The following is a 23946-nucleotide window of genomic DNA, read 5'->3' as shown; positions in this document are numbered from 1 at the left end:
GAACGACATTGGCCCGCGCAAGACTCACCAACGCCCTCATGCCACCTCCTCGCGCATCAGATCGTCCCGGGCCAGATCAAAACGCCCCAGCACCTTGACCTTGGATGAAGCACTCAGCTCGGCGAACGACAGGACCGGCACATGGTTGAACTCTTCCAACAGCAGGGTGCGCAAGGGGCTGCGCAAGTCCTGCGCCACCAGCAGCACGCTCTTGCTCTTGGGGCGCACGGCAAAGGCTTGCTTGAGCAGGCTGACCAGCGCCGCACTGCTTTCGTGATCCAGGGAAAAGAACACCCCCGTCTGGGTCTGGCGCAGGGCATCGCGCAATACGTTTTCGGTGTGGGGTGACAGCAGCCAGGCATGCAGGCCGTCGACTTCGCTGTATTGGTGGAGAATCTGCGACTTGAGGGCTATGCGCGCATAGTCAGCCAGGGCATCCGGCTCACGCTCATGCTGACCGTGTTCGATCAGCGCCTCGACAATCAGCCGCACCGCCCGTAGCGGTACGCCCTCACCGGCCAGGCGCTGCAACACCGATGAAAACCGCGACAGCGGCATGATCCGCTGCAGCTCCTGCACCAACTCCGGCTGGTTGAACTCCAGCCAACTGAGAATCGCTTTGCTCTCCTGAATCCCGAGAAACTGCGGGCCGCTGAGCAACATCGCCCGGGTCATCCGCTCCTGGAGCAAGCTGTACGCCGTCGAGCGCGCCAGGTGTTCGTCCGCCAGCACCGGGTCATCGGGGGGGAACCAGACCCAGTCCTGTTCATCACGCTCCACCAGGCCCCTGCTGCCGCTTTCAGGCTCGGCCGACAGTGCCGCCAGCTCCACGCCGACCCAGTGACCTAGGGTGGCCTTCAATATGGGCACTTCATGCACGCAGAAGCGAAACTCATCGTCGGCCAGCGTAGGCGCAAACTCGACTTCAAACGGCGGCAGCGTCAAGCCGATCTGGGTCACCAGGCTATTGCGGCTCTGGCGCACCCCGTGGATCACTTCAGTGACCAGCGGGCTATCCTGCAGGGCCGGCGGAAACTGCAACAGGTAAGGCCGCGACGGATCGAAACCACGCAAGTCCTCCACCCCGTTCTGCTCCGGCGGGAGGCTATCGGCGACCGGTTCCTGCGCCTGCTGCTCACGCTGACGCTGGCGCGTAAGGTAATAACCCAGGCTGCCGGTCATCAGCGAAATAAGGATAAACACCACCGTGGGCATCCCCGGCAGCGTCGCGAACGCGAGCATGCCCACCGAGGCGATCATCCAGCTCTTGGGCTCACTGGTCATTTGCCGGGCAATCTCGGCGCCCATATTGTTGCTGCCTTTGTTGCGACCGGACGGCGCCACACGGGTGATGATCATGCCGGCCGTCAGCGAGATCAGCAGGGCCGGGATCTGCGCGATCAAGCCGTCACCAATGGTCAGTACCGAGTACAACGCCATGGAGTCGCCGGCGCTCATGCCATGCTGGAACATGCCGGTGGCAAAACCGCCCAGCAAGTTGATCACCACAATGATCAGCCCGGCGATAGCGTCTCCCTTGACGAACTTCATCGCCCCGTCCATGGCCCCGAACAACTGGCTTTCACGGGACAGTTGCTCACGTTTGTCACGGGCCTGGTTGCCATCAATCAGGCCGGCACGCAGGTCACTGTCAATGGACATTTGCTTGCCGGGCATGGCATCGAGGCTGAAACGCGCGGCCACTTCCGCAACCCGTTCCGAGCCCTTGGTGATCACCAGGAAGTTCACCAGGGTCAGGATCATAAAGATCACCAACCCCACCGCCAGGTTGCCGCCCACCACAAAGTTGCCGAACGCCTCGACAATGTCACCGGCGTCCTGCTCCAGCAGGATCAGACGCGTGGTGGCAATCGACAACGCCAGGCGAAACATCGTGGTCAGCAGCAGGATCGACGGAAACGAGGAAAAGGCCAGCGGCCCCGGCAGGTACAACGCCAACACGATCAGCAGGCACGAAATACAGATATTGACCGCAATCAGGATATCCACCAGCCAGGTGGGCAACGGCACGATAAAGATAAACACAATGGCCATGACGACCACCGCGCCCAGCACCTCGGCACGCTGTGCAACCTTCAACAGCACCCCGTTGATTGCCCGCAACGCACTCATGCCTTGAGCCCTGGCCACGTGTGGGTATGTCGCGCGCCTCGCTCCTGCATGGCGTATTCAAGCAGCACCTGCTTGTAGCTGTTCACGGCCTCTTCGCGCCGTCTTGCATCGCACCACCAGGCCAGGGGCAAGGCTTTGAGCTCGGGAAAAAAGGCGCCGAGGGAACTCAACTGGTGAGACAGCTCACTCCCCCCCAGGTCCCTGGCCAGGTGCTTGATTTCGTGGGGCGTAAGACCGTTGGCCGCATACCCCAGCAAGCGCTGCAACAGACCCAGCGGATCCAGATGCAGTTCGGGGTACAACAGCAGGGAGCGCCCGATCAGCTCCTTGCAGCGCGCGAGCACGCCGCTCAGCCGGCTGCAATCGTTCAGGCCCAACAGCAAAGTGCGCAACTGGCCCCGATCGACCGACGAGGTCTGCGCGGCAATATCATCGGCCAGGGCCCGGCGGATCAGCTTCAGCCCCGTCTCGAAGTCACCTTCACCATACAGCCCCAGCAGCGACTGCATCAGGGTCGCCAGCGATTGGGTCGTGACCACGCTGGTGTAATACAGGCTGCGCACCGCCTGGCGCATCTGTGGGTCATCGCTGCCGGCCTGCAGCGCCATCGCCGTGTTCAGGCCCGCCTGGATCTGCGGCTGGTAGTGGTTCTCCAGATCAGTCAGGGAACTGCGTGCCAGGCTAGCCTCCGCAGTACGCCCCTCAGCATCCGCCTGGAGCGCCACGTGCTTGAGCACCACATAGGCCCGCGCCGGGTCGTTGCCGGTGATCTGCATGATTTTGCCGACGCCGGCGCGGAGCAGCAATTGCCCCCTGACATTACGGGCAATGGTCGCCATTTTCGCCTGGGCCGGGTGACCCAGTTGCTCATAGAGCTGGACCAACTGCTCGGCCGGAGGCGTACGCAAGCCCAGTTGACGCTCGCTCAGGGACGTGGCGTTGCGTGCGACCTCCTGGCTGAACATCTCACTGAAATCGTCAGCGATGGGGGCGTTTATCTGCGACGACGGCCCACTCTCGAACCGTGCAGATGCCGGTTGATTCAACTGCGGGTGATTTTGCACATCAAGGTTGGGATCGACTTTCATGGGAGTGCCAGGACAAGAGATTCGTATCCTTGTGTGGCTACAGCACCCGATACAGTTCCATCTTCGCCGTCATTTCCCAGGGCAATGAAAATACCTGCACAAACTCATGATGCTTTGTGCAAGGCCTTGCATGAAAAACACCTAAAACAAGATATTTCCTTATATTTATCAACCAGATAGAGACTTTCCGCGCTTGGCACAAGCGGTGCTAACAGGGTTCTCGTCGAAACCATTTCGACTGCTTCTACCCTGAGGAAAAATCATGGATATCCCTATCAGTGTTTTAGTTAATTTACCCCGTGACCCTAGCCAATCCATCCAAGATCTGTCCGACGACCACCACAAGCGCCTGCGCCGGTTCATTCATAAACGCGTACTGAACCCAGAGGATGCGGACGACATCCTGCAACTGACGTATCTGGAGGCCTGGCGCAACCGCCATCACTTCAGCGCGCAGGCGTCACTGAGCACCTGGATGTGCGGGATCGCGCTGAACTTGATCCGCAATCACTTCCGCCGCCTCTATGCCAAGCCGGTGCATTGCGAGTTCGACGAAGCGCTCTCCCATGGGCAGAACGAAGAACAGGATCTGGCGCGCCAATTTGAGATCAGCCGCCGCCTGGAAAATACTCTGAGTGCCATCCAGCACCTGCCCCTGGAAATGCGCAATACCTTGTATGCCTCATTGGAAACCGACGGCAGCTACCAGGACACCGCCGACGCCCTGGCGATCCCGATTGGTACCGTCCGCTCCCGACTGTCCCGGGCGCGGGAACAGCTCAAACGCGCGACAAAGTCTCACCCCTACCAGTAGGAAAGGTGTTGCCCAGGGATAGGGCAAACCTTACGGCTTTACGCTTTTTTCGTGCGAGGCAACAGAATCGCCAGCACCCCGAGCAAAGGCAGGAACGAGCACAACGTGTACACGTACTCGATGCCATGAATATCCGCCAGATACCCCAGCAACGCCGCGCCAATTCCGCCAAACCCAAACATCAGGCCAAAGAACACCCCGGCGATCATCCCTACGTTGCCCGGTACCAATTCCTGCGCGTACACCACAATCGCCGAGAACGCCGAGGCCAGGATAAAACCGATCACCACACTGAGCACGCTGGTCCAGAACAGGTCGACATGGGGCAACAGCAAGGTGAACGGCGCCACACCGAGGATCGAGAACCAGATCACCGCCTTACGGCCGATCTTGTCGCCAATCGGCCCGCCAAAGAACGTACCCGCCGCCACCGCGCCGAGGAACAGGAACAGATGCAACTGGGAACTGGCCACCGACAGGTCGAACTTCTCGATCAGGTAAAAGGTGAAGTAACTGGTGAAGCTGGCCATGTAGAAGTACTTGGAGAACACCAACAGCCCCAGCACCACCAGCGCGCCGAGCACACGGTTTTTCGACAGGCCATGGGTGGCGGCCTGGCCTTGCTTGAGCTTGAACAGGTTCAAATGGTTGCGGTACCAGCGGCTGATCGCATACAGCACGCCCAGGGCAAACACCGCGAACAAGCCGAACCAGGCGACATTGCCCTGGCCGAACGGAATGATGATCGCCGCCGCCAGCAACGGGCCAAACGCCGAACCCACGTTACCGCCCACCTGGAAGGTCGACTGCGCCAGGCCATAACGCCCACCCGAGGCCAGGCGCGCCACGCGGGACGCCTCCGGGTGGAAGGTCGAGGAGCCAATACCGATCAACGCCGCCGCCAGCAGAATCAGCGGGAAACTGCCGACCTGGGACATCATCAAAATCCCCACCAGCGTACAGATCATCCCGCAGGGCAACAGGAACGGCTTGGGATGACGGTCGGTGTAATACCCCACCCATGGCTGCAGCAGCGAGGCCGTGAGCAGGAACGTCAGGGTAATCAGGCCGACCTGGGTAAAGGTCAGGCCATAGCTTTGCTTGAGCATCGGGTAGATCGACGGCAACACCGCCTGAATCAAGTCATTGATCAAGTGCGCCAGCGCCACGGCGCCGATGATACGCATGACCAACGGGCTGGATTGCGCCGCGGCCGGCGCCGTAGCCACTGAAGGCTGGGAATTGGTAAGGGCCATGAGAAACGTTTCCGTACAGCAGATGGATGCACAGGTGCAGGTGTGACAATGTGCCACTTAATGGGGCAGGAAGGCTATCCCGTTAGCAGGCTAACGAGTAGGTGAATCGTTGCAGCGAACACCAGCCAGGCGCCGAACGCGCCACAAATCAAATGTGTGCGGGCTTGTGTGGGAGCCGGGCTTGCCCGCGATGCAGGCAACTCGGTGTATCAGATGCCATCGCAGGCAAGCCCCACACTCAGATGTTCGCGGCCTGGTGAAGTGCACAAATCCCCAGCCACTGGTCGCCTCACCCGGTGTTTTTCCTTAAACAGTTGATAGCGTAGATAAATTTTCAAAAAAAGCGCTTGACGCATTCCCGTTCTACGCGAATAATGCGCGCCACTTGGCTACATAGCTCAGTTGGTTAGAGCATAGCATTCATAATGCTGGGGTCCGGGGTTCAAGTCCCTGTGTAGCCACCAAGTACCGATCCATAGATGTCTACAGCAGTCTATGAATCACCTCAAGAAGCCCGCCTCGTGCGGGCTTTCTTGTTTCTGGCTGTCTACCTCTACCCCATCCTTCCCCTCTGTGTAGGCCCAAACGCATGCTTCAATAGCACATGGCGGAGGCTCGGGCGCAGACCATCATCGATGAAGGCATCCCATCAGAAAAGACGCTTCGCGAACTGCTTATTCTTTGCTGGCACTCGTCCCGGGTAGCGGACTCATTCTTTCTATCTCACGCCAACTGCACCCGTTTTCTCGTCCAACTGGCGCAGATCGCAATTGACGAGAAAGACTATCAAGGCGACGCACCGCCCGCTGCTGCTTACTACCTTGAGAAGCTGCCACCTCCAGTGTTGAAGGGCGTCGCGGATATCCTGCTACGTGGTTTTCCCGTCGAGGAGTGCGGCCACAACAATTCACTCGCTGTCGCAATTGCACTCTCCGGGATCGAAGGTGGCAGGGCAAAAGTTCAGGGCGCATACGAGAATGATTTCCTCAACACCGACAGCTACGAAAAGGTCATGGCAATCTATGCCGAGCACTCGCAGCCCTGACCCTACGCTCAAGTTCGCTCAGTAAAGCGTAAGCTGGAGATGCGAATGGCCGAGGCTCATGCCAGGGTCGCTCAGGAGCTTGATACTGCGCGACGCGTCGGGACCACAGAAGTGTGGCGATGCGCCCTCAAAAGGGAGAGCCCAATGCAGCGGGCAATTGTTGATCAATGGGTTATCCAGTGATGCCCCGGATGAAGCTTCAGCAAATGCCGCCTCAGCCACGCCACCTCCTCATCGGGCAGCGTCGGCAAGGTCTTGTGAAAATCCTCCTCATCCTTTGGCCGCACGTGCAGGGCTTTGAACAAGAGGATCGCCGCAGGCCTTAAATATGGAATGCCTTCACTGCTCAGATACAACATTTCGGTACGGGGAAACCGGATAGACCCATCCCGTTTGTATACCCATACTTCAGGGCTTCCTGATTCAATCATCATGTCCACCCGCCAGGCTTGAGCAACAGGGTCGAAACACCACACCTGCTGAATGTCTAATCCTGGGCTTTGACCCACGGGGAGAAAAGTGAGCACTCCGGCCTTCGCGGTGTACATATCAAGGTCGCCAAGCGCGTGCCGGAACTCCAGAAAATCGTCTCGCAACAGGGTGAACTCTATATCGTCATGCTCCCTCGTTTTTTCGCCGTGCCATAGGTCAAGCGCCCACCCGCCGACAACGCACCAGGGGAGCGAGACGGTCTTCAGGCGAACAGCCAACTCAGCGGGCGTCCATGAACGCCATAGTTCTTGATCCGGCGCCAGAGCCTTGTCCGTCATAACCTGATCTCCGATCGTTCTGAAAATTACTGGCATGCCTAGCGCATTGGGCCACTCACGCATCACATCAATGAAAACCGCTTTCGATAATCACTTGGCCCAACGCCGAGACGCCGCATAAATGCCCTTCTGAACCCGTCCGCATTGGCATAACCGACTGTATCGGCCAAGCGTTTAAGTGAAACATCGGCATCTTCAATCAGCCGTCTGGCCGCATCAATGCGGGCCAATTCGACAAATTCGGCCGGGGTCGAACCGGCTTCAGCCTTGAAGGTACGGGCGAAGTTTCGCTCACTCATACCGGCGCGGGCGGCCAAGGCAGGGACGCTCAAGTCGGCCTTCAGGTGCTCTACCACATATTCCTGCACGTCCCGGATCACGCTGCGTTCGGCGGTTTGCGCTGCCAGTTGCGCGCTGAACTGCGATTGCCCGCCAGGCCGCTTGAAGAACATCACCATCTCACGGGCCACGCTGAGCGCCAATTCTCTGCCGTAATCTTCTTCGACCAGCGCCAACGCCAGGTCCATGCCCGCCGTAACACCCGCCGACGTGTAGATGTTGCCGTCCTTGATAAAGATGCTATCCGGATCGACGTGGGTGTGCGGATACTCCTTGGCAAGTCTTGCGCTGGAATTCCAATGGGTGGTGACACGGCGCCCGTCGAGCAGACCTGCGGCGGCCAGCAAAAAAGCACCGCTACAGACTGAGCCGATACGACGGACGGATTTGGCTTGCCGGCGTAGCCAATCTTGCAACGCAGGGTCATGCGCGATTTCGTTGATATGTGGGCTGCCGGCCACGAGCAAGGTGTCGACCTTGCCCTTATATGTTTCGAAGGTTTCATCAATGCCAAGCTTCAAACCACTTGAGGTTTTGATCAGGCCCTTGCTGGTACCGATGACTTCGACCCGATAGGCACGCGGGTTCCCCAGTTGCTTGGCGGCTTCAGCAAAGATATCGGCGGGCCCGGCGACATCCAGCAGTTGCACACGAGGGAATGCCAGGAGGGTGATACGCATGATGTCTGTCCTTGTCGAATAATTGGCTGAATTCATCGCCTGATGACTATTTCAGCCAATGGTTATTTGGCTGAAAATAGCCACAACAGCAAATTCAGTCAATCAAGAGACTAGCATGAACACTGCATACACCCCCGCCGTCGATACCGCTCGAGCGGTAATCGTCAGCAAAACTTCGATCAAAAACTTGCCTATCAATTTATTCGGCTCAGTGATGGGTTTGGCCGGCCTGGCCCTGGCTTGGCGCTTGAGTGGACAGTATTACGGCGTCGGCGGCAGCTTGGGTGAGGCCATTGGCGCGCTGGCCGGCCTGGTATTCGTGCTGTTGACCCTGGGTTACCTGACCAAATGGGTGAAACATCCAGCAGCAGTCAAGGCCGAGTTCAACCACCCGATTGCCAGCAACTTTTTTGGCACCGTCACCATTGCACTGCTGTTGCTTTCGGCAGTCGCGGGGGCCCACAACGAATGGCTCGGACAGGCTCTCTGGATACTAGGCAGCGCACTGACGGTGCTGCTCGCAGGCTTCGTGGTTTACCGTCTGTTGTCGGGCAATCAGGACCCGTTGAATGCCGTACCTGCCTGGCTGATTCCAGGCGTTGCCACCCTTGATATCGCGGTAACCGGTGCGCATATGCCGATGGCCTGGGCGACTGAGTTCAACCTGTTTGCCCTCGCCGTGGGTGCGGTGCTGGCGCTGGTATTCTTCACCCGAATCTTTTCGCGGCTGGTGCATGAGGCCGCTCCGGCCAAAGGCATGGTGCCTTCGCTGATGATCCTGATTGCCCCCTTTGAAGTAGGTTTTCTGGCCTACACCAACGTGTTCGGCGAGATCGACCGGTTTGCCAGCGTGTTGTTCTACTTCGGCCTGTTCCTGTTCGTGGTGCTGAGCTTCAAAGTGTTCCGTCGGGATGTGCCTTTTGCCCCTTCATGGTGGGCAATCAGCTTCCCCATCGCAGCGCTGAGCAACGCAGCGTTGAAATATGCACATGCCCAGGACAGCACCGTGTTGGTGGTCATCGCCGCTGTGATCCTGCTGTTCCTCACTGTGGCACTGAGCGTGCTGCTGGTGAAAACCCTGACCAGCCTGCTCAGCGGAAAACTGTTGGCCAACTGACCGTTTACCTCCCTTTGGCGAGCCTTAACCGGCTCGCTTTTTTGCCTTTGCGCATCGTCATGCCGGCTCTGAGTGCTAACTCACCTAGCGTACACCGCCAAAGACAATGGCTCCCATCAACCATGCTACTCCCCAAGCGCCAAACCGCGCCGTTGCCAGCCTTGATCGCGAGCAAACCGAACAATGGCCAGGCAAGGGTTATGTGAACCGCAGATTTGCGCCATCAGGCGGGCTCGCCCGCAACGGCTCTATCGCTACCTTTATCACCAAATGATCCGAGGTGAACGTTGAAAGGTAACAAGGCAGCTCCCCTTGTTGATCCCCTGACGACCCATCGGTTGGTACTGCGCACGCCCCATGCATCTCATGCGGCAACAATGCACACTTATTTGCTGGAAAATCGTACCTATCTCCAACCGTGGGAACCGCTGCGAGATGGTGGATTTTTCAACCTTGATGCCGTGACTCAACGGCTGCAGTTGATGGAGCACAAAGCCGCCAGAGGCGAGGCCTTGCACGTGCTGATGCGCGATAGCGATGAGCATCGAGGGTAGGAAGCTGCACCGGATCATGGCCAATGACCGACCGGAGAACCTGCGCAGCGCGCGTCTGTTAACGCACTTAGGATTCGAAACCGAAGGCAAGGCACGCGCCTACCTTCAGATCAATGGCGCCTGATCAATCCTAAAATGGACTGAGCCATCAGCAAGCCCGCGAGCAGCTGTTGCTCGCGGGGCATGGCTACACCTCAAAAGTAAGTCGTAGCCCCGGCAAAAAACGCCCGGCCCGGCACATAGAACGTCGTCGAACCATCCCGCGCATCTTCATCCAGCAAGTTCTGCACGCCGCCATTGAGCGTCAACCACTTGGTCACGGCCAGGTTCGCCGTCAGGTCATAGGTGGTGTAGGACTTGACGAAGTCGTTACCCACACCCCGCTGCTTGCCGACATGCTGCGCCGACAGTTCGGTGTTGAGTGTGTCGGTGGCTTGCCAGTTGATTGCACTGAAAGCCGACAACTTGGGCGCGCTGATCAGGTCTTCGCCGGTGGACAGGTTTTTGCTCTCCAGCATGTAGGTGGCGTTGGTGCGCCAGTCCAGGGAATCGGTCAGTGGTACGCGAACCGAGCCTTCCCAGCCGCGGGTGCGCGCTTCTTCGACGTTTTCCAGCATGGTCCACCAGCGACCCTGGAACTGGCCCAGTGGCGCGTATTCGATCTTGTCTTCGAAGTCGGTGTGGAAGTAGGTCAGGCTGGCCTCCCAACCGTCACGGTCGAAGGACACGCCTATTTCCTTGTTGACGCTGGTCTCTGGCGACAGGTTCGGGTTACCGGCCATCCAGCAACTGCCGCTCACATAACCCAGGGGTTTCAAGGAGCCGCAACCGCGACCGCCGGATTCAGTGGCGGCGCCGGCGCTGCCCTCTTTCAGGCTTGGCGCACGGAAGCCCTTGGACACCCCGCCGCGCACGGTCCAGTCCGGGTGCGGATGGTAGACCAAGTACGCCCGCGGGCTGTTGTGGTTGCCATAGTCTTGACTGTGGTCGAAACGGTTGCCCAGGGTCAGGGCCAGGTTGTCGAGCAGGTACAACTCATCTTCGATAAACGCGGCCGAGTAGTCACCCTTGAGCGACGAACCGGAAACCGCAGCGCCCTGGTAGTCCACAGGCACCGTGCCCAGGGTATCGCTGTTGGTCAGTTCTTCACGCTTCCACTGCCCGCCCACGGTCATGCGCTGGCTGAGCAACAACTCAAACGGAATGTTCAGGCTCCCTTCGGCGATTTTCTCTTCGGCGCTGGATTTGCCCCAGTCGATGTCGTTCTTGAATTTGTTCAGGTACAGGTCGACCTTCGAGGTGCCGAAACTCCAGTCCCCGCTGTGGGACACAGAGTAGCTGTCGCGAATCAACCGCCCAGGACCGAAGCCAGCGCCGAGGGTTTCGCCCCAATCGCCAAAGGTCTTTTTGCTCGACCAGGAGCGCTCGACGCCATGCACAGCCTCGAACGACAGACTTTGCTCGTCATTGATTTTCCAGTCGAGCAAGGCGTTGACGCTGTGGTCCTTGGCGCCGCCAGCGCCGTCGCCGTACATGAACTCGCCATCCTTATCCAGGCGCGCCGTGACCTCATCGGCGGCCCGCCGGGTCAGGTTGGCGCCCAGGCGCAGGCCCACGGACTCGGTCAACGGCCCGGACAGGTTGAGGCTGGTCTGGGTGGTCTGGCCACGGTCGGAATCTTCGGGAATCGTGGTGTTGACGTTGGCCGAACCGCTCCAGGTGCTCGAGACCTTGCGCGTGATGATGTTGATCACCCCGCCCATGGCATCCGAGCCGTACAGCGACGACATGGGGCCGCGCACGATCTCGATGCGCTCAATCATGTTCGGGGTGATCCAGTTCAGGTCCTGGCGCGCCAGGTCGCGGCGATAGCTCAAGTCTCCGGAACCGCCGAGGCGTTTGCCGTCCACCAGGATCAAGGTGTACTTGTCGTCCAGGCCACGCAGTTTGATTTTTGATTGCTCGCCCACCGGGCCGAAGCCACCGGTGACCCCGGGTACACGCCGCAGCAGGGTATTGAGGTCGTACACCGGCTGGCGCTCGATTTCTTCGCGGGTAATCACGCTGACGCTGGCCGGTGCGTCGCGCAGGTCCGTGGCGCCGCCGGTGGCGGTGACGAATGAGGTATCGAGTTCGGTGACGGCGTGTTTATCGACCTCGCCAATCTCTTCTGCCTGCAACACGGGGGCGGCGATCAGCACGCCGGCGGTGAGGAAAAGAGAGCTGAAAAGGCAGGGAGGGGTTTTCATTGCAAACAGTCCTTGTTGGGCCAATATGCACCATGGCGGAGCATTAAAGGCCAAGGATCGTAATGCAAATCCTTATCATTTAGAAAGACGTTTTTGAAAAATCTCGCAACAACCCCATGCGGTTGAAACAAGTTTGTTGTCTGCGCCACGCCTGGTCATAGGCCAAGATGGCCGAGAACGCCGAAGCCGGAGGGGGGATTTTGACGCTCCTGTCTCCCGCTGTTAGTGTCCGCCCTCCTCCCCGCAGATATCTGCCTGGTGCGTTTTACCCGCCAAGCATCACCCCAGGGACAACAGATCATTCTCAAAATGAACGGAGTTCAGCGCGTGCTTTTCAACCTACGCTTGCAGCGCCTTACCAGCCTCTCGGTGATCATCGCCGCCCTCAGCCTCGGTGCCTGCAACAGCACCAGCACCCCCGACCTGCCGCCCGCCCCGGAGCTGGGTTCGGGTTATCGCACGGACATGACGGTACGCCACGCCGAACGCCATATGGCGGCGGCGGCCAACCCGCTGGCGGCCGAAGCCGGGCGCAAGATCCTGCGCCAGGGAGGCTCGGCGATTGACGCGGCCATCGCCATGCAAGCGGTGCTGACACTGGTGGAGCCGCAGTCCTCGGGGATCGGTGGTGGCGCCTTTATCATGCTGTGGGATGGCAAGCAGGTACGGGCCTATGACGGCCGTGAAACGGCCCCGGCCGGCGCCACGGCCGATATGTTGTTGAAGGCCGACGGCACACCGATGGCGTTTGCCCAGGCGCAGATCGGTGGTCGTTCGGTCGCCACCCCCGGTGTGCTGCGCGCGCTGAAGATGGCCCACGAACACAGCGGCCGTCTGCCCTGGGCGCAGTTGTTTGCGCCGGCGATCCAGCTGTCCGAGCAAGGCTTTGCGATTTCCCCGCGCCTGCACAGCCTGATCGCCGCCGACCGCTACATCAGCCAGTCACCGGACATGGCGGCGTACTTCCTCAACGCCGACGGCAGCCCGAAAGCCACCGGCACCCTGTTGAAAAACCCGGCGCTGGCCAATGTGTTCAAGCGCATCGCCAAGGAAGGACCCGACGCGCTGTACCACGGCCCGATCGCCGAGGAGATTGCACGCAAGGTCCAGGGTCATCAGAACACGGGGCGCCTTGCACTGAACGATCTCAAGCGCTACCGCGCCAAGGAGCGCGCGCCGCTGTGTACCGACTACAAGCGCTGGCAAGTGTGCGGCATGCCACCGCCCTCTTCAGGCGGGGTGGCCATTGCGCAGATCCTCGGCACCTTGCAGGCCCTCGAAGCCCGCGACCCACGCTGGGCCCTGGCGCCGCTCAAGCCGGTAAAGAGCGCGACAGTCGCCGGCCTGGAACCGGTGCCCGAAGCGGTGCATCTGATTGCCGAAGCTGATCGCCTGGCTTACGCCGACCGTGGGCAATACGTCGCCGATACGGACTTCGTCCCGGTGCCGGTCGCGGGCCTGGTCGCCCCCGGCTACCTGGCCAGCCGCGCAGGATTGATCGGCGAACGCAGCATGGGCGTGGCCAAGCCCGGCCAACCGATGGGCGTTCAAGTGGCCTACGCGCCGGATCGCTCGCCGCTGCGCATTTCCACCTCGCAAGTGGTGGCCGTGGATGACCTGGGTGGCGCAGTGTCGATGACCACCACCATCGAAGCCGCGTTCGGTTCCCACGTCATGGTTCAGGGCTTCCTGCTGAACAATCAGATGACTGATTTTTCCTTTATCCCCGAGGAAAACGGCCAGCCGGTGGCCAACCGCATCGAGCCGGGCAAACGCCCCCGGTCGTCCATGGCGCCAACCCTGGTCTTCGACCGCCAAAGTGGCGAGCTGCTGGCCACGGTCGGCTCCCCCGGCGGATCGCAGATCATCGAATACGTGAGTAAATCCCTGGTGGGCATGCTCGACTGGAACCTCGACCCGCAAGCCGCCATCAGCCTGCCCAACTTCGGCAGCCGCAACGGCGCGACCGAGCTGGAGCAAGGGCTGTTCAGCGAGCCGTTGAAGGCGGCGCTCAAGGAGCGAGGGCATACCTTGAGCGAGATCGAGATGACCAGCGGCACCCAGGCCATCGTGCGAGTACGCGATGCCCAGGGTAAGGCGACCTGGAGTGGGGGCGCGGATCCGCGTCGTGAAGGGGAAGCGTTGGGGGATTGACCCAGGGTTGTATCGCCTTTACGGGCCTCATCGCCGGCAAGCCGGCTCCTACAGAGTTAACGGCAGAATACGCCATACCCTGTAGAAGCCGGCTTGCCGGCGATGGCGGTTGAAGCTTAGCGACTGATCTTCAGCCCCTTGCGCATCCCATGCCGCTCCAGCGCCAGTTCGATCAGGCGGCTGACCAGTTCGCTGTAGCTCATCCCCGCCGCCTGCCACAGCTTGGGATACATGCTGATGCGCGTGAACCCTGGCAGTGAGTTGACCTCATTGATCAGTACTTCACCGTCCTCGCAAAGAAACACATCGACCCGCGCCAGCCCGGCGCAGCCCAGCACTTCAAAGGCCTCGACGGCCAGGGCACGAATGCGTTCGCTGGCTTCGACGCTGATGTCCGCCGGCACCAGCACTTGGGCGGCCTGGTCGTCGATGTACTTGCTGTCGTAGGAATAGAAGCCGTCACGCACCACGATCTCACCACAACCGCTGGCGATGGGACGCTCGTTGCCCAGCACCGCGCATTCGATTTCGCGGCCTTTGACGGCAGACTCCACCAACACTTTTTCATCGAAACCCAGGGCCAGTTCAATCGCCGCCAGGTACTCGGCTTCGTCAGCCACCTTGCTCACGCCCACCGAGGAGCCTTGGTTGGCCGGTTTGACGAACAGGGGCAACCCCAGCTTTTGCCGAGCCTGGTCGAAGGTTGTGCGTGCCGCGTTGCCACGGTTAAGGGTGATAAAGGGCGCCACGGCGATACCGGCATCACGCAACAGGCGCTTGCTGATGTCCTTGTCCATGCACACCGCCGACCCCAGCACGTCGGAACCCACAAACGGCAGGTCCGCCATGCGCAGCAAGCCTTGCAGGCAACCGTCTTCGCCGAGGGTGCCGTGGACGATGGGGAAGATCACATCGACATGTTCCAGTAAACCCTGGCCCGAGGTTTCCACCAGTTGCTGGCTGGCCTTGCCCGGCACCACCGCCAGTTCGCGGTTGGACTGGTTGAGGGCGATCAGCGCCGGGTTTTCCTGGTTGAGCAGGAAGTTCGAGGTGTCGTTGAGGTGCCAGTGGCCGGCCTTGTCGATGCCGATCAGTACCGGCTCGAAGCGCGTGCGGTCGAGGGCGTCGACGATGTTGCGTGCCGACTGCAAGGACACTTCATGCTCGGCCGAACGTCCACCAAAAATAATACCTACCCGCAACTTGCTCATAACCTGCCTCACATTTGAAATGTAGGGTTTATTACCACGAGCGGTCAGCAGCCTGCCACCGTTGAAGCCGCGCACAATCGTTCAAGACCCTGGCAGACAGCCGCCCCAGACTCAGTTAACGTAACTCCATCCGACATATTTCGAAAACATCCCATGGGCAAACCCACTGCAAATATCGATTGGCTGCACCGGGCGCCTCATGCCAGCGGCCTGGAGCGGATCGAGGCATATTTCTCCGGGTTCGGCTTCGACCCTCATCGCCACGATACGTACGCCATCGGCCATACCCTGTTCGGTGTGCAGAGCTTTCATTATCGCGGCGGCCAGACCCACAGCCTGCCGGGCACGACCATGGTGATCCACCCCGACGAAGTCCACGATGGCTGGGCCGGCAGCGACGAGGGCTTCAAGTACCGGATGATTTATGTGGAGCCGGCGCAGATCCAGCAGGTTCTCGGCGGCAAGCCGTTGCCGTTTATCCACAACGGGCTGTCCAACGACCCATGGCTACACCGGGCCTGCCAGGCCTTTGTGCAGCAGCTCGACTGCCCGCTGGACCCGCTGCAGGAGCAGGACGCGTTGTTCGACCTGGCCCACGCCCTGAACAACGCGTCGGGCATCAGCGTCAGCCGCAAGACGTTTGATTACCAGGCCGCCGAGCGGGCCCGGGAATTTATCCACAGCGCCCTGGGGCGCAGCATCACCCTGGATGAAATGGCCGCGCACTGCGGGCGGGATCGTTGGGCCTTGTCGCGGGACTTTCGCCTGTTGTTCGGCACCAGCCCCTATCGTTACCTGACCATGCGCCGCCTGGATCTGGTGCGCAACCTGCTGGGCCAGGGCCAGTCACTGGTGGATGCGGCGCTGATCGCCGGGTTCACCGACCAGAGCCACATGACCCGGCAGTTTCGCAGTACCTTTGGCATACCGCCTTCGCGGTGGGTGAAGATGCTAGGCCGATAAGCCAATAGAAACGGTAGGACCAAGCTCGCTCCTACAGAAAATCCAAGCCGCCTGCAGAACAGGTCCGGACCGCAATGACCCCAGCCTCATTGCCACCAGCGCCCCGAGTGTGAGAAGAAAGGATGCGCTACCACCACCGCGAGGTTTTCCACGGATGAACCTGACATTGACGCCCCCCCAGTGGGATGACGTGAACGAGCTGCTGGCGTTCGAGCTGGCCAATCGGGCCTTTTTCGAAAGTTGGATCAATGCCCGGCCCGAGGCTTACTACAACGTGGAAGGGGTACAGCGCGCCATCGAGAGTGCGCTGCTGGAGGCCAGTGAAGACCGCGCCTATCAGTACCTGATCCGCGAAAACGGCGTGCTGGTGGGGCGGATCAACTTTACCCAGGTGCGCCGCCGCTACTATCACTCAGCGTCCCTGGGCTATCGCATGGGGGCCGAGTTCACGGGGCGCGGCCTGGCCCGGCAAGCTGTGGCACTGGGCCTGCAAAAAGCCTTTGGCGAGCACGCCCTCAAGCGCATCGAGGCCACTGTGCGCCCGGAGAACCCGGGTTCGTTGCGGGTGTTGCAGCGCAGCGGTTTTACCCAGTATGGGCATTCACGCAAGGCGTTCCTGCTCGACGGGCAGTGGTTCGACCTATTGCTGTTCGAGGTCCATGCCCCCTGACAAACACAGCTCCTGCCTTTGAGCCGGCCTGCGGCCTAGCTGGATAACTGATTGGCAAACTGGCCAACCGCACTCACTACTTTCTGCGCGCCGTCCTGGATCTCGACGATCACCGTACCGGCCTCGGCCGCCAGGGACAGCCCCTGCTCGGCCTGCAGCCGGCCATCGGTCATCAGCGCCACGGCATCGCGGGCCATGTCCTGGTTCTGGCGCACCACGCCGACGATTTCTTCAGTGGCTTTGCTGGTACGCGAGGCCAACTGCCGCACTTCATCGGCCACCACCGCAAACCCGCGCCCCTGCTCGCCGGCACGGGCCGCTTCGATGGCGGCGTTGAGCGCCAGCAGGTTGGTTTGCTCGGCAATCCCGCTGATGGTCTTGACGATACTGCCAATCACCTGGGACTGAGCATTCAGGGCCTCGATCCCCTCACCCGCCTGTTCCATGTGTTTGGCCAGGTCGCGCATCACCTCCACCGCCTGGGTGACCACGGCGGTACCGCGCTGGGCGCTGCTGTCGGTTTGCAGCGAGGTGCTGTAGGCAATGTTGGCAGCCTCGGCCACCGCGCGTTCCTGATTGATCTGGTCGGTGATCACCGTGGCGAACTTGACCACTTTGTACAGCCGGTTATTGGCATCCAGTACCGGGTTATAGGACGCTTCCAGCCAGACCTCGCGACCATGGGCGTCGACACGCTTGAAGCGCCCGGCCACAAACTCACCGCTGTTCAAACGCTTCCAGAACGCCTGGTACTCGGCGCTGTTGTAATCCTGCGGTTCACAGAACATACGGTGCGGCTTGCCCAGGATCTGCGCCAGGCTGTAACCCATGCCCTGCAGGAAACGCTCGTTGGCAGCCAGCACGTTGCCATTGAGGTCAAACTCGATCACCGCCGTGGAGCGCACCAGGGCGGTGATCAGGTTTTCGTGCTCGCGGGAGGCTTCGATGGTGCGGGTCAGGTCGCTGGAGTACACCGAAAACCGCTTGATGCGCCCATCCGAGCTCCGCACCGGCTGCACGATGGAACGCAACCACGCCTCCTTGCCGTTGCCGCGCAACAGGCGCACGGTGCCGGCATAGTGTTCGCCACGGCTCAGGGCGTTGTTGAAGCGCTGCTGGAATTCATCGCGTTTCACATGCTCGGGCACAAACCCGTGAATGGCATGGCCCAGCAGGTCGCTGGATTTGTAGAGCATTTCGTCGAGGAAGTTCTGGTTGACCGACTCGATCCGGCCCTCGGGGTCCAGGCTCAGGGCCAGCATCTCGCTCTCCAGGCTTTCCTGGACCTGCTGCAGGCTGGACAGTTCTTCGCGAAGAGCGGACAGCTCCTGCTTCAAGCGGGTATTGAACATAGGAACACCAGAGGGCAGAGATGAGTGGTTTATCTAACCATCGGCGCTTCTGGCGTTTTCTGAAGAGGGCTTGAGTGTTCGACTCAACTATTTTTTCAGTCCCTCAACAGCCGTTGTGACGGGGCCGCCTCAGGACCTGGGACTCCAAGGTAACCAACGCCGCGTTTCAGGGGGCTCGCGTGCGGATTGCCAATCCGTCATCCCGTGTGGAGCTGGCAAAATTGTAATGCGCATGCCACCTCGGCGTTATCCGCTGTTTGCAACTATGAGCCGGGCTCCCCTTATCAGGGACAGCTCTCCAATAAGAACGCCCCAGGCGACTAAAAAGCTCATAGCTGCCAACACCGAGGAGCGATACATGCGTACTAACCGCACACTTTCCCTTTCCATCATTGCGGCACTGGCCAGCGCTGCACCGCTGGCGGGCATGGCCGCAGGAGATAAACCCGAGGGTTTTATCGAAGGCAGTACGTTGAACGTGCTGGCACGCAACTTTTACTTCAACCGCGATGACCGCAAAGGCCAGTCCAGCCCGACCGGCAACGGCTACTCAGAGGCGTGGGCCCAGGGCCTGATCGGCAAGTTCGAGTCCGGGTTCACCCAAGGCACTGTAGGGTTTGGCCTGGATGCCTTTGCGATGTATGGCTTGAAGCTCGACTCCGGCACCGGGCGCAGCGGCGGCCGGGGTTCCTTCGACATGTTGCCGGTGGACAGCGACAATCGCCCTGAAGACGACTACAGCAAACTCGGCGGTGCCGTAAAAATGCGCCTGTTGGATACGGTGGTCAAAGTCGGCGATGTCTTTCCACAAACCCCGGTGGTGCATTACGGCGACTCACGCCTGCTGCCGGAAAGCTTTCGCGGCGTGACCCTGGAAAACACCAGCCTGGAAGGCTTGACCCTGCAGGGCGGACGCTTGCACGCCATGAGCCAGCCGAACAGCAGCAGTATGCGTGACGGCTTCGCGACGTTTTATGCCGGCAACCTCAACTCGCCCTGGGTCGGTTACTTCGGTGGCGACTATCAGTTGAACCCGCACCTGAGCCTCAGCCTCTACAGCAGCCGCTTGAAAGACGCCTGGGACCAGTACTATTAACCTGGCAAATAAATAGGGCATATTAGATAATCTGTCTCCATGAAAATAGATGCCCGCAAACTCAGCCCCCAAGAACAACGTGAAAAGCGCTCCACGGCCCTACGCATGCGTGAGCAGGGTTACACCTACAAGGCTATTGGCGAAGCGGTTGGTGTTCACCCCCGCACTATTGCTCACTGGGCGCAGGTCGCAGAACATAAAGGCGAAAAGGCTGCCATTGCCGGCGGCCAGCGTGGTGTGCGCCAGGGTGATCGCCGCAGTTTGAGCTCCAGCCAGGAAGTGCTGATTCGCACCTTGATGACCGATAAGATGCCCGACCAACTCAAGCTCGGCTTTGCGCTCTGGACGCGTGATGCGGTGCGAGAACTGATCCGCCAGCGCTGTGGTTTTCTCATGCCGGTTCGAACGGTTGGTGAATATCTCAAGCGTTGGGGCTACACCCCGCAGCGCCCACTGCATCGGGCTTATCAGCAGAAACCTGAAGTGGTTCAGCACTGGCTGGATAATGAATATCCACGCATCGCACAGCGGGCCAAGGCTGAGAATGGTGAGATTCAGTGGGGCGACGAAACCGGTATGCGCAGTGACAGCCATGCTGGCCGCAGCTACGCCCCTATTGGCGAAACGCCGGTGCGCCTGGTCAGCGGCAGTCGTTTTTCCACCAACATGATTTCCACCGTGACCAATCGGGGCAAACTGCGCTTCATGCTGTATCGGGAAACGCTGACAGCCCCAGTGCTGATTCGCTTCCTGAGCCGCCTGATTCGCGATGCTCAGGGCCGCAAGGTGTTCCTGATTCTCGACAACCTGCGCGTACACCACAGCAAAAAGGTGAGCGCCTGGGTTGGCGACCGCAAAGAGCAAATCGAACTGTTCTTCTTGCCGGCCTACGCCCCGGAGTTGAACCCTGACGAGTATTTGAATTGTGATTTGAAACATCAGGTCCGCACGGGCTTGCCGGCGCGTAATCAGGACGAACTGGAAAGGCGTGTTCGCTCGGTCATGAGACGATTGCAATTACGCCCTCAAAGAATCCGTTCTTATTTCCGGCATCCACGTATCGCCTACGCAGCATGATTTGGTGTATTTGATTGCCGGGTTAATACTTCGGCACCGCCGCCAGCTATCCGCTGACGGAAGAAGTCTCGCTGTTTGGCGGTTTCAACTACTACAACACCCAGGACGAGGGTAAAAAACTGCTGGGCGAACTCAACAACAACATCTGGAGTGCCAAGCTCGGGGTCAAGGTCGGCGCCCATCGCCTGGCCCTGTCGCACCAGCGCAACAACGGCAACAATGACTTCGACTACCTGCGCCAGTCGGACTCGATCTTCCTCGACAACTCGATCCAGTACAGCGATTTCAACTCGCCGAAGGAGCGCTCGTGGGCGCTGCGCTACGACCTGGATATGCAGCCCTTCGGCATTCCCGGCCTGTCGTTCATGACCCGTTATGGCAAAGGCACCGGCGCCGATTACAGCAACGCCAACGCGGTATATATGCGCCGTGATGCCGCGGGCGACCCGCTGACTGACCAGCGCCGCTGGGAGCGCGACATCGAGGCCAAATATGTATTTCAGGGCGGCAGTTTGAAAGACCTGTCCCTGCGCATTCGCCAGGCCACGGTGCGCTCCAGTGCCTTTGAATCAGACCTGGAAGAGTTCCGGCTGATCATGGAGTACCCGCTGGCCATCCTCTGATAGGCCCCAACGGCAAGTGCTTACATTCACTTGCCGTTGACTAGCACTTCTTCACAATTGGCAGTCTGTCAGAACTGTAATATGCGCCTCACGTTCTCGTTAAGTTGCACTTCATATACTGCCCGCATCGACCGGCCGAGTAGCTTTGGGCAACTAACGGCACGGGTCTTTTGCGGAGAAGGTTGATGAAGGTACTGCATAGTTTATTCACCGGTTTGCTCATTGCGGCCTCCACCGCAGCGCTGGCCGACGATGGCGGCGAGCGCTCCCGCCAGTTGCTGGCTGAGTTTCGCCAGCAACAGCAACAGATCCATGGCACCCAAGTGCTAGCCCAGCAAACACCCGCGCCCTCGACCTGAGCGGCGCACTCCGAGCACATTCATCTCTTGAAGCTTTTTTTGTGGAGCTCCTTTGGAAGGAGATGAATTTTTAGCGCCCTCACGGGCGCTTTTTTTTGCCTGCCCAGTGGAGTCAAAGCCCCGCCCCCAGCGACCAATCGTCGCACCTGTGCCCAAACAGCAGGATTGCGCGGGATGCGCCTTGACCCTGAAGTAGCTTCAAGGCTCAGAATTTTCCTACTTTTGGGACTACAGCCCTTATCTCGCGTAGCTCCCGTCGCCTTTCCGCTTACCAGTATGAGGTCAATCTGCATGCGTATCCTTGTGGTTGAGGACGAGCCAAAAACTGCCGACTACTTGCATCAAGGCTTGAGTGAAAGTGGTTATGTCGTCGATTGTGCCGCCAGCGGCATCGACGGCCTGCACCTGGCCGAGCAACACCGCTACGAACTGGTGATCCTTGACGTCAACCTGCCCGGCAAGGACGGCTGGCAGGTGCTGGAACAACTGCGCCGCAACAACACCTTGCGGGTGATGATGCTCACCGCCCGTGGCCGGCTGGCCGACAAGATCAAGGGCCTGGACATGGGCGCCGATGATTACCTGGTCAAACCCTTCGAGTTTCCCGAGTTGCTGGCCAGGGTGCGTTCATTGCTGCGACGCAGCGAGCCGATTGCGCTGCCGGAAGTATTCCGCGTCTCGGACCTGGAGCTGGACCCACGTCGCCACCGAGCGTACCGGGGCACGCGGCGCATCGACCTGACCACCAAGGAGTTCACGCTGTTGCAGGTTTTGATGCGCCAGAGCGGCGAGGTCCTGACGCGCACGCAGATCATTTCCCTGGTGTGGGACATGAACTTCGACTGCGACACCAACGTGGTGGAGGTGTCGATCAGCCGGCTACGGGCCAAGATCGACGACCAGAGCGAGGTCAAGTTGATCCATACCATTCGTGGCGTGGGCTATGTGTTGGAAGCACGCCAATGAGACCTGGCAGTTTATCCATGCGCCTGGGGCTCACCGTCAGCCTGATGGGCGCCGGCCTGGTGCTGTTGCTGGCGACCCTGGCGTACCTGGCCCTCACCCACGAGCTGGAAAACCTCGCGCGCAAGGGCCTGGAAAGCAAGATGGAGCAGATCCAGCACAGCCTGCTGCAGGATCTCAACACCCGCGACATCAGGGCCCGGCCCCATTCGCTGCTGGACCTGGTGATGGGCCACGACAATTTCTACCTGACCATCATCGGCCCGTCGCCCGCCAATACGGTGCTGCTGAGCGTCGGCGCCAAACCCCAGGAACCCTTGCTGCTCGACTTTGCCGCCAGGCCGACCCTGGGCTTTTTCAACTGGACCGATGGGCGCGGCAACCAGATCCTCAGCGCGTCGAGCCTGATGCCCCTGCACACCGGGGAGAAGGTGCGGGTGCTGCTGTCCCTGGACCGCTCCGACGACCAGGCGCTGCTCAGTGCCTATCTGCAATCCACGGTTATCGCCCTGCCGCTGTTGCTGATCCTGATCGGCATGGGCGCCTGGTGGCTGGTGCAGCGCGGGCTGGCACCGTTGCAGCAATTCAGCCGCGTCGCCGGCAAAGTCACCACCCAGGACCTGAGCCATCGCCTGGCCGTCGAGAATCTGCCCCGGGAACTCAGCGAACTGGCGCGGGGCATCAATGTGATGCTCGACCGGCTGGATGCCGGTGTGCAGCAGTTGTCGCAATTCTCCGACGACCTGGCCCACGAACTGCGTGCGCCCCTGACCAACCTGATGGGCAAGGCCCAGGTGACACTGTCCCGCGCCCGGGCGCCCGACGAGTACAAATCGGCGCTGGAGTCCAGCACCGAAGAGCTGGACCGCTTGGCGCGGATCGTCGCCGACATGCTGTTTCTCGCCCAGGTCAGCCATCCGGCGGCGCGGGTGTCGTTTACCACGGTGAACCTGCGGGATGAAGCGCTGCGGGTCATGGACCTGTTTGCCTTGAGCGCCGAAGACAAAGGGTTGCGCCTGAACCTGGCCGGCGACGCCTGGGTCCTGGGGGATCGGCTGATGATCCAGCGGGCCATTTCCAACCTGCTGTCCAATGCGATCCGCCACAGCCCGCACGGCTCTGGCATTGCATTGCAGATCGACAGCCACGACCAGCGCGTCTCACTCACCGTGAGCAACCCTGGCGCAGGCATTGAAGCGCAACACCTGCCCCACCTGTTCGAACGTTTCTACCGCGCCGACAACAGCCGCGCCCGCAGCGAGGGCGGCACCGGGCTGGGCCTGGCGATTGTGCGTTCGATCATCAGCCTGCACCAGGGCCAGGCCGAGGCCACCAGCGTGCTGGGTGGCGTGACCTCGTTCCGACTGATATTCCCCGTCCTGTCTGCCGCCCCAAAAGCCCCGTAGCAACCCTCTTAGTGGTCCGGCCCCCTG

Annotated in this window: 18 protein-coding genes, 1 tRNA gene and 4 pseudogenes; 14 read left to right on the top strand and 9 right to left on the bottom strand. The window is 60.3% G+C overall.

The features are described from left to right. Positions 1–36: 36 nt before the first annotated feature. Together sctV and sctW are read right to left on the bottom strand one after the other, a co-directional pair. Entirely contained in the window at positions 37–2133 is a 2097-nt protein-coding gene (sctV, locus tag K1X80_RS05255; protein WP_057958278.1) for a type III secretion system export apparatus subunit SctV, read from the bottom strand. Then, complete coding sequence (gene sctW, locus K1X80_RS05250; protein ID WP_057958277.1) at positions 2130–3221, bottom strand: type III secretion system gatekeeper subunit SctW; 1092 nt, start codon at positions 3219–3221, stop codon at positions 2130–2132. Before sctW ends, sctV begins: the two co-directional genes overlap by 4 nt. A gap of 262 nt (positions 3222–3483) precedes the next feature. Between sctW and K1X80_RS05245 the strand changes: the two genes are divergently transcribed. Next, complete coding sequence (locus tag K1X80_RS05245) at positions 3484–4035, top strand: RNA polymerase sigma factor (RefSeq protein ID WP_057437724.1); 552 nt, start codon at positions 3484–3486, stop codon at positions 4033–4035. Between the two features lie 38 nt (positions 4036–4073). On the opposite strand, the gene K1X80_RS05240 is transcribed toward K1X80_RS05245, so the two are convergent. Further along, entirely contained in the window at positions 4074–5291 is a 1218-nt protein-coding gene (locus K1X80_RS05240) for an MFS transporter (protein WP_220172700.1), read from the bottom strand. 387 nt (positions 5292–5678) lie between these two features. On the opposite strand from K1X80_RS05240, the gene K1X80_RS05235 reads away from it, so the two are divergent. Then, positions 5679–5755 (top strand) — tRNA-Met (locus K1X80_RS05235). 140 nt (positions 5756–5895) lie between these two features. After that, positions 5896–6336, top strand: a complete 441-nt coding sequence (locus K1X80_RS05230) for a hypothetical protein (RefSeq protein WP_220172699.1) — start codon at positions 5896–5898, stop codon at positions 6334–6336. Positions 6337–6500: 164 nt separating this feature from the next. Here K1X80_RS05230 and K1X80_RS05225 read toward each other — a convergent pair whose 3' ends face one another. Together K1X80_RS05225 and K1X80_RS05220 are read right to left on the bottom strand one after the other, a co-directional pair. Beyond that, positions 6501–7106 (bottom strand): nucleotidyltransferase domain-containing protein, encoded by a 606-nt coding sequence (locus tag K1X80_RS05225; protein ID WP_186625429.1) that lies wholly within the window; start codon positions 7104–7106, stop codon positions 6501–6503. 62 nt (positions 7107–7168) lie between these two features. Further along, complete coding sequence (locus K1X80_RS05220) at positions 7169–8125, bottom strand: GlxA family transcriptional regulator (protein ID WP_057958274.1); 957 nt, start codon at positions 8123–8125, stop codon at positions 7169–7171. Positions 8126–8240: 115 nt separating this feature from the next. On the opposite strand from K1X80_RS05220, the gene K1X80_RS05215 reads away from it, so the two are divergent. Next, positions 8241–9242: an SLAC1 anion channel family protein gene (locus tag K1X80_RS05215; protein WP_220172698.1), complete on the top strand. Its 1002-nt coding sequence runs from the start codon at positions 8241–8243 to the stop codon at positions 9240–9242. A 287-nt stretch (positions 9243–9529) separates the two neighbouring features. After that, positions 9530–9796: a hypothetical protein gene (locus tag K1X80_RS28060; RefSeq protein WP_233096848.1), complete on the top strand. Its 267-nt coding sequence runs from the start codon at positions 9530–9532 to the stop codon at positions 9794–9796. A gap of 194 nt (positions 9797–9990) precedes the next feature. Here K1X80_RS28060 and K1X80_RS05205 read toward each other — a convergent pair whose 3' ends face one another. Beyond that, positions 9991–12045: a TonB-dependent receptor domain-containing protein gene (locus tag K1X80_RS05205; RefSeq protein WP_057442027.1), complete on the bottom strand. Its 2055-nt coding sequence runs from the start codon at positions 12043–12045 to the stop codon at positions 9991–9993. 309 nt (positions 12046–12354) lie between these two features. On the opposite strand from K1X80_RS05205, the gene ggt reads away from it, so the two are divergent. Next, positions 12355–14199 (top strand): gamma-glutamyltransferase, encoded by a 1845-nt coding sequence (ggt, locus tag K1X80_RS05200; protein WP_057958272.1) that lies wholly within the window; start codon positions 12355–12357, stop codon positions 14197–14199. A gap of 116 nt (positions 14200–14315) precedes the next feature. Here the strand turns inward: ggt and ddlA are convergent, their stop codons facing one another. Beyond that, positions 14316–15410 (bottom strand): D-alanine--D-alanine ligase, encoded by a 1095-nt coding sequence (gene ddlA, locus K1X80_RS05195; RefSeq protein WP_057442032.1) that lies wholly within the window; start codon positions 15408–15410, stop codon positions 14316–14318. Between the two features lie 153 nt (positions 15411–15563). Here ddlA and K1X80_RS05190 point away from each other — a divergent pair, with 153 nt between their 5' ends. After that, a complete protein-coding gene (locus K1X80_RS05190; RefSeq protein ID WP_057442033.1) occupies positions 15564–16373 on the top strand; it encodes an AraC family transcriptional regulator in 810 nt (269 codons plus the stop codon). Between the two features lie 154 nt (positions 16374–16527). Further along, positions 16528–17043: a GNAT family N-acetyltransferase gene (locus K1X80_RS05185; protein WP_057442037.1), complete on the top strand. Its 516-nt coding sequence runs from the start codon at positions 16528–16530 to the stop codon at positions 17041–17043. Between the two features lie 35 nt (positions 17044–17078). Here the strand turns inward: K1X80_RS05185 and K1X80_RS28485 are convergent. Further along, a pseudogene (locus K1X80_RS28485) lies at positions 17079–17510 on the bottom strand (methyl-accepting chemotaxis protein); the annotation flags it as partial. A 108-nt stretch (positions 17511–17618) separates the two neighbouring features. Further along, a pseudogene (locus K1X80_RS28480) lies at positions 17619–18305 on the bottom strand (PAS domain-containing protein); the annotation flags it as partial. A gap of 448 nt (positions 18306–18753) precedes the next feature. On the opposite strand from K1X80_RS28480, the pseudogene K1X80_RS05175 reads away from it, so the two are divergent. From K1X80_RS05175 to K1X80_RS05150, 6 genes and pseudogenes are all read left to right on the top strand, one after another. Next, a pseudogene (locus tag K1X80_RS05175) lies at positions 18754–19488 on the top strand (OprD family outer membrane porin); the annotation flags it as partial. A gap of 42 nt (positions 19489–19530) precedes the next feature. Then, positions 19531–20568 carry an IS630-like element ISPa47 family transposase gene (locus K1X80_RS05170; RefSeq protein WP_013982509.1) on the top strand — a complete coding sequence of 346 codons (1038 nt, stop codon included), beginning with the start codon at positions 19531–19533 and terminating at the stop codon, positions 20566–20568. Positions 20569–20594: 26 nt separating this feature from the next. Beyond that, positions 20595–21191: pseudogene (locus K1X80_RS05165) on the top strand (OprD family outer membrane porin); the annotation flags it as partial. Between the two features lie 185 nt (positions 21192–21376). Continuing rightward, on the top strand, positions 21377–21550 hold the full coding sequence (locus K1X80_RS05160; protein WP_169990520.1) for a hypothetical protein: 174 nt from the start codon (positions 21377–21379) through the stop codon (positions 21548–21550). A gap of 291 nt (positions 21551–21841) precedes the next feature. Next, positions 21842–22516 (top strand): heavy metal response regulator transcription factor, encoded by a 675-nt coding sequence (locus K1X80_RS05155; protein WP_057958269.1) that lies wholly within the window; start codon positions 21842–21844, stop codon positions 22514–22516. Next, a complete protein-coding gene (locus K1X80_RS05150; RefSeq protein WP_200660717.1) occupies positions 22513–23919 on the top strand; it encodes a heavy metal sensor histidine kinase in 1407 nt (468 codons plus the stop codon). Before K1X80_RS05155 ends, K1X80_RS05150 begins: the two co-directional genes overlap by 4 nt. Positions 23920–23946 lie beyond the last annotated feature (27 nt).

This window comes from Pseudomonas sp. So3.2b (genome assembly GCF_019464415.1).
GTDB classification, from domain to species: domain Bacteria; phylum Pseudomonadota; class Gammaproteobacteria; order Pseudomonadales; family Pseudomonadaceae; genus Aquipseudomonas; species Aquipseudomonas shahriarae.
This window is presented reverse-complemented; position numbering and strand designations above follow the sequence as displayed.

Coding starts and splice junctions, on each gene's coding strand:
- sctV (WP_057958278.1), bottom strand. CDS start 2,133: ATGAGTGCGTTGCGGGCAATCAACGGGGTGCTGTTGAAGGTTGCACAG.
- sctW (WP_057958277.1), bottom strand. CDS start 3,221: ATGAAAGTCGATCCCAACCTTGATGTGCAAAATCACCCGCAGTTGAAT.
- K1X80_RS05245 (WP_057437724.1), top strand. CDS start 3,484: ATGGATATCCCTATCAGTGTTTTAGTTAATTTACCCCGTGACCCTAGC.
- K1X80_RS05240 (WP_220172700.1), bottom strand. CDS start 5,291: ATGGCCCTTACCAATTCCCAGCCTTCAGTGGCTACGGCGCCGGCCGCG.
- K1X80_RS05230 (WP_220172699.1), top strand. CDS start 5,896: ATGGCGGAGGCTCGGGCGCAGACCATCATCGATGAAGGCATCCCATCA.
- K1X80_RS05225 (WP_186625429.1), bottom strand. CDS start 7,106: ATGACGGACAAGGCTCTGGCGCCGGATCAAGAACTATGGCGTTCATGG.
- K1X80_RS05220 (WP_057958274.1), bottom strand. CDS start 8,125: ATGCGTATCACCCTCCTGGCATTCCCTCGTGTGCAACTGCTGGATGTC.
- K1X80_RS05215 (WP_220172698.1), top strand. CDS start 8,241: ATGAACACTGCATACACCCCCGCCGTCGATACCGCTCGAGCGGTAATC.
- K1X80_RS05205 (WP_057442027.1), bottom strand. CDS start 12,045: ATGAAAACCCCTCCCTGCCTTTTCAGCTCTCTTTTCCTCACCGCCGGC.
- ggt (WP_057958272.1), top strand. CDS start 12,355: ATGAACGGAGTTCAGCGCGTGCTTTTCAACCTACGCTTGCAGCGCCTT.
- ddlA (WP_057442032.1), bottom strand. CDS start 15,410: ATGAGCAAGTTGCGGGTAGGTATTATTTTTGGTGGACGTTCGGCCGAG.
- K1X80_RS05190 (WP_057442033.1), top strand. CDS start 15,564: ATGGGCAAACCCACTGCAAATATCGATTGGCTGCACCGGGCGCCTCAT.
- K1X80_RS05185 (WP_057442037.1), top strand. CDS start 16,528: ATGAACCTGACATTGACGCCCCCCCAGTGGGATGACGTGAACGAGCTG.
- K1X80_RS05170 (WP_013982509.1), top strand. CDS start 19,531: ATGAAAATAGATGCCCGCAAACTCAGCCCCCAAGAACAACGTGAAAAG.
- K1X80_RS05160 (WP_169990520.1), top strand. CDS start 21,377: ATGAAGGTACTGCATAGTTTATTCACCGGTTTGCTCATTGCGGCCTCC.
- K1X80_RS05155 (WP_057958269.1), top strand. CDS start 21,842: ATGCGTATCCTTGTGGTTGAGGACGAGCCAAAAACTGCCGACTACTTG.
- K1X80_RS05150 (WP_200660717.1), top strand. CDS start 22,513: ATGAGACCTGGCAGTTTATCCATGCGCCTGGGGCTCACCGTCAGCCTG.